The sequence below is a fragment of the Streptomyces sp. NPDC090021 genome, from assembly GCF_044748225.1.
Lineage (GTDB): Bacteria > Actinomycetota > Actinomycetes > Streptomycetales > Streptomycetaceae > Streptomyces.
In genome coordinates, this window is the sequence record NZ_JBIVFO010000086.1 from 1 (window position 1) to 4,934 (window position 4,934).

The 4,934-nt window shown below is 74.2% G+C and carries 5 protein-coding genes; 1 reads left to right on the plus strand and 4 read right to left on the minus strand.

The genetic code is table 11. From position 1 onward, the window contains the following. Positions 1-263 precede the first annotated feature (263 nt). Complete coding sequence (locus ACIPXC_RS34825; protein WP_401626471.1) at positions 264-728, plus strand: hypothetical protein; 465 nt, start codon at positions 264-266, stop codon at positions 726-728. A gap of 119 nt (positions 729-847) precedes the next feature. Here ACIPXC_RS34825 and ACIPXC_RS34830 read toward each other — a convergent pair whose 3' ends face one another. The 4 genes from ACIPXC_RS34830 to ACIPXC_RS34845 are packed head-to-tail and all read right to left on the minus strand — an operon-like array spanning position 848 to position 4,650. Continuing rightward, the gene (locus tag ACIPXC_RS34830) at positions 848-1,114 is read right to left on the minus strand and encodes a hypothetical protein (RefSeq protein WP_401626474.1); all 267 of its coding nucleotides are present in this window, start codon (positions 1,112-1,114) and stop codon (positions 848-850) included. Between the two features lie 49 nt (positions 1,115-1,163). Then, positions 1,164-2,474 (minus strand): DUF58 domain-containing protein, encoded by a 1,311-nt coding sequence (locus ACIPXC_RS34835; RefSeq protein WP_401626476.1) that lies wholly within the window; start codon positions 2,472-2,474, stop codon positions 1,164-1,166. Next, entirely contained in the window at positions 2,474-3,460 is a 987-nt protein-coding gene (locus ACIPXC_RS34840) for an AAA family ATPase (protein WP_401626479.1), read from the minus strand. The genes ACIPXC_RS34835 and ACIPXC_RS34840 overlap by 1 nt, the downstream gene beginning before the upstream one ends. After that, positions 3,457-4,650, minus strand: coding sequence for a DUF4350 domain-containing protein (locus ACIPXC_RS34845; protein ID WP_401626482.1), 1,194 nt, complete (start codon positions 4,648-4,650; stop codon positions 3,457-3,459). The genes ACIPXC_RS34840 and ACIPXC_RS34845 overlap by 4 nt, the downstream gene beginning before the upstream one ends. Between the last annotated feature and the right edge of the window lie 284 nt (positions 4,651-4,934).

Below are 4,934 nucleotides of genomic sequence, written 5' to 3' on the forward strand. Positions count from 1 at the left end.
GAAGCTAAGCCTTTCAGCGCCGATGGTACTGCAGGGGGGACCCTGTGGGAGAGTAGGACGCCGCCGAACAATCATTGTGGGAAAGCCCCGCACCCAAAGGGTGCGGGGCTTTTCTGCGTTCAGGGCTCCGGTTCGAGGGAAACCCGGCGGAAGCGGAACGGATGTTCATATGATGTGCCTCCTTCGAAGAGCTCAGGGTGGGGGCACGGATGCGCACGGTCGACGGCAGAGACGCGCAGGGCGGTAGACGTACCAGCGTGTTGGTGAAGCGGTTCCTGGTCGGTTTGCTGGTGGCAGGGGTCACCGTCGCCTGCGGGCCGGTGGAGGGCGACGGGCCGGCGGTGTCGCTGCCACCGGCAGCCACCTCGGCGGTCCCGTCGCAGACCTCTGCCGAACCGTCCCTTTCTCCCTCTCCCACCCTGACGCCCACGCCTTCGGCGTCCCCCTCGCCGACCTCGGCGCCTCCGAGCACGGCAGCTCCCGCAGCGACGCGTACGGCCGCCCCGAAGCCGCCGGCCACACGGACGACCAAGCCGGCCGCACCGGCCACGACGAAGGCGTCGGCGCCGCCCGCGAAGGCCGAGTGCGAGATCGTCTCCAACGCCGGGAACTGCTACAACGCCGGCCAGTTCTGCCGGAAGGCCGACCTGGGGCGGTCCACCCACGCCGGGAACGGGCGCCTGATCCACTGCCGACTGGACGGCACCCAGCCGCGCTGGCAGTACTAGTTGCCATGGCGAGCCCGGAAGAGCCCCACACCGTACGGTGCGGGGCTCTTCTGCGTTCATGGGGCCTGTCGGCTGGTTCGGAGCCGGGGGTCCGTATCACCAGTCGGCGGGATAGCTTTTCAGGCTGCTCGTGTCGAGCGTCCAGCGGCCGGCCGTGACGCTGTCGCCGAAGGCGTGGCCATGAACTCTGCGGTCTGAGCCTCGATCTGTCGGCGCAACCGCACCACGTTGAGGCCGTGCGGAGCCGTGGGACTCACCATCGTGAGAAAGATCTGACCGTCGGTGGTCTGCACCTTCCACCGGTCCTCCTGGTGCTCCGCCAGCTCCGCGAGCTGTTCCGCGAAGTCGTGCATGCGGCGCCTCTGCTCGGGGGTGAAGTCAGCCATGTGTCCTCCTGATGGGGCGCCCTGCCAGGGTATCCATGCGGACAGCCCCTCAGAGGCGCCCCGCGGCCTTCAGGGAGAGGTAGGCGTCGGCCAGGGAGGGGGCCAGGGTGTCGGGGGTGGCGTCGACCACGTGGACGCCGTGACGGCCGAGCTGGTCGGCCGTGCGGAGGCGCTGGGTCTGGGTCTGGCTGGCGGCCGCGGCCTCGTAGACCGCGTCCACGTCGCCCCGGGATCCGGCCATCGCCGCGACGTGCGGGTCGGCCACCGAGGCCAGCAGAACCGTGTGGCGCTTCGTGAGGCGCGGGAGGAGCGGGAGCAGGCCCTCTTCGACGGGGGCGGCGTCCAGGCTCGTCAGGAGGACCACCAGGGACCTGCGCGGGGCATTGCGGAGGATGGTGGACACCAGGGTGCGGGAGTCCGTCTCGACCAGTTCCGGTTCGAGGGTGGCCATCGCGTTCACGAACGACGGGAGGACGTCGGCCGCCGCGCGGCCCTGGACCTGTGCGCGGGGGCGGCGGTCGTGGGCCAGGAGGTCCACGCGGTCGCCGGCGCGGGTGGCCAGGGCGGCGAGGAGCAGGGCCGCGTCCATCGCCGAGTCCAGGCGGGGAGCGTCACCGACGCGGCCCGCCGAGGTACGGCCGGTGTCGAGGCAGATCAGGATGTGCCGGTCGCGTTCGGGGCGCCAGGTGCGGACGGCCACCTTGTGCCGGCGGGCCGTGGCGCGCCAGTCGATGGAACGGGTGTCGTCGCCGGGGACGTAGTCGCGCAGGCTGTCGAATTCCGTGCCCTCGCCGCGGGTCAGCAGGCTGGTGCGGCCGTCCAGTTCGTGCAGGCGGGCCAGCCGGGACGGGAGGTGCCTGCGGCTGGTGAACGGGGGCAGGACCCGGACCGTCCAGGGGGCCGCCTGCGAGCCCTGGCGGGCCCACAGGCCCAGCGGCCCGTACGAGCGGATCGTGACGCGGTCGGCGTGGCGGTCGCCGCGGCGGGTGGGAAGGAGGCGGGTCGTCAGGCGGCGGCGTTCGCCGGCGGGGACGACCACCTCGTGGCGGGAGGCCGCCGCCTCCGTGCCCGGGGTCCAGCTGCTCGGGGGCCACGCGTCGCGGACGCGGGCCCGGAGCGTGCGGCCCCCCGGGTTGGTGACGGTGAGGTGGACGTCCGCGGGTTCGCCGAGGCGGACGGAGGTGTCCCCGGAGCGGCCCAGCACGAGGCTGCGTACGGGCGCGGCCAGGGCGTAGTCGATCGCGCAGGCCAGCGCGATCGGGCCGTTGACCGCGAGCATGCCCGCCCAGCTCGGCTCCAGGACGCCGACCGGGATGCTGCCGAGGGCCGCCAGCAGGGCGGCGCGTCCGGTGAGGGCCATCAGCGCGGGACGGGGACGTGGGAGAGGATCGCCGTGATGACGGCGTCGGCCGTGACGCCCTCCATCTCCGCCTCCGGACGCAGCTGGACCCGGTGACGCAGGGTCGGCAGCGAGAGGGCCTTGACGTCGTCGGGGGTGACGTAGTCGCGGCCGGTGAGCCAGGCCCAGGCGCGGGCGGTGGCCAGCAGGGCGGTAGCGCCGCGCGGGGAGACGCCGAGGACCAGCGAGGGCGATTCGCGGGTGGCCCGGCAGATGTCGACGACGTACCCGGCGATCTCGTGGGAGACGGAGACCCGGGAGACAGCCTCGCGGGCCGCTTCGAGCTGCGCCGGGCCGGCGACCGGGCGGATGCCGGCCGCCTTCAGGTCGCGGGGGTCGAAGCCGGCGGCGTGCCGGCTCAGGACGCCGATCTCGTCCTCGCGGGAGGGGAGGGGCACGGTGAGCTTGAGCAGGAAGCGGTCCAGCTGCGCCTCGGGGAGGGGGTACGTGCCCTCGTACTCGACCGGGTTCATGGTCGCGGCGACGAGGAACGGCTCGGGCAGCTTGCGGGGGGTGCCGTCGACGGTGACCTGGCGCTCCTCCATCGCTTCGAGGAGGGAGGACTGGGTCTTCGGGGGCGTCCGGTTGATCTCGTCGGCGAGGAGGAGGTTGGTGAAGACCGGGCCGTCCTGGAAGGAGAACCCGGCGGTGCGGGCATCGTAGACGAGCGAGCCGGTGACGTCGCCGGGCATCAGGTCGGGGGTGAACTGGACGCGCTTGGCGTCGAGTTCCAGGGACGCGGCCAGGGCCCGTACGAGGAGGGTCTTGGCGACGCCGGGGACGCCTTCGAGGAGGACGTGGCCGCGGCACAGCAGGGCGACGACGAGACCGGTGACGGCGGAGTCCTGGCCGACCACGGCCTTGCCGATCTCCGTGCGGAGCGCTTCGAGGGAAGCGCGGGCGCTGTCCGCGGTCGCGGCCGTGGACTCGGTGGCCGGGTACGTCATGACGTGCGGACCTCTCTTTCGAGGGCGTCGAGGTGGTCGGCGAGCGCGACGAGTGCCGCGTCGTCGGAGGGGATGGGGCCGAAGAGGAGGGCGTTCACGTCCCGGGGCTCGCCGGTCAGGCGGGCGGAGACGGCCGGGACGAGGGCGGCCGGTGCGTGGGCGTGGGCGGGCGGTACGCCGACGAGCGCGGCCAGGCGTTCGCGGGCGGCGGCACGCAGCACGGTCGAGGCGCGGTCGCGGGCCCCGGCCCTGCGGTAGAGGCGGGCGCGGCCCTCGGTGGTCTCGGAGGCGCGGATGACGACAGGGAGCTTCTCGGTGACGAGGGGGCCCAGGCGGCGGGCGCGCCACAGGGCGGCGAGGACGGCGGCGACGAAGAGCTGGAGCAGGGCCCAGGACCAGCCGGCCGGGACGAGTTCGAAGAGGCTCTTGTCCTCGTCGCCGGAGCCGGCGGACGGGTCGGAGTCCGCGAGGGACGGCATGTACCAGACGAGGTTCGGGCGGGAGCCGAGGAGCTGGAGGGCGAGGGAGGAGTTGCCCTCCTCGGCGAGGCTCTCGTTGAGGAGGACTCTCTCGGAGCCGAGGAGGACGGTGTCGCCGCCGGTGGTGCCGGTGGGGAGGACGAGGAGGGTGGGGCGGCCGCCGCTGGGGTAGCAGGTGGTGGCTCCGGGGAGGGAGGTGGTGTAGCGGAGGTTGCCGCCGGTGGCGGCGCGGCCTGCGGAGGTGGCGGCGGGCAGGTTGCAGCGGGGGGCGAGGACGTCGTCGGGGGCGTCGCCGTCGGTGCGTACCCCGGGGGAGAGCTCGGCAAGGCTGGGGTCACCGGGGGCGAGGAGGACGGTGCGACCGCCGGAGAGGTCGATGGCGGAGCGGATGACGCTGCGCTGGGTGGCGCCGAGGCGGTCCGGGTCGGTGACGAGGAGGGTGGTGCGGGGGCCGGTCGCGGCGGCGGCCTCGCGGGCGGTGGTGACGACGCGGGTCGTGACGCCGCGTTCCTTGAGGAGCTCGGCGACGGCGCGGCTGCCGGAGGGGTCGGCGGAGCGGGGGTCGAGGTGGCCGTGGCGCGTGCCGGAGTTCAGGGCGGCGAGGATGACGGCGCCGGTGGCGAGGACGGCGAGGACGGCGGCGGTGCGGCGGACCCTGCGGGTGGCTCGGCGGATGGGGGTGGCTCGGCGGATGGGGGTGGCTCGGCGGATGGGGGTGGCTCGGCTTATGCGGGGTCCCGTGCGGGGTCCCGTGCCGGGGGCTTGGCGGGGTTCCGTGCCGGGTCCCGTGCCGGGTCCCGTGCCGGGGGCTTGGCCGGGTTCCGTGCTGGGGGCTTTGCTCGGTGCGGGGGCTTCGGCGGGGGCCTGGGCGGTTGCGGTGGGGGCGGTTCCGGTGGGGCCGGGCGCGCGCCGGGGCGTCTCCTCGGGCGCCGAACGGTTCTCGGGGCCGGAAAGCGCGGCAGTGGTGCGTTCGGCGCCCTGCGGGGATCGCCCCG

Coding starts and splice junctions, on each gene's coding strand:
- ACIPXC_RS34840 (WP_401626479.1), bottom strand. CDS start 3,460: ATGACGTACCCGGCCACCGAGTCCACGGCCGCGACCGCGGACAGCGCC.
- ACIPXC_RS34835 (WP_401626476.1), bottom strand. CDS start 2,474: ATGGCCCTCACCGGACGCGCCGCCCTGCTGGCGGCCCTCGGCAGCATC.
- ACIPXC_RS34830 (WP_401626474.1), bottom strand. CDS start 1,114: ATGGCTGACTTCACCCCCGAGCAGAGGCGCCGCATGCACGACTTCGCG.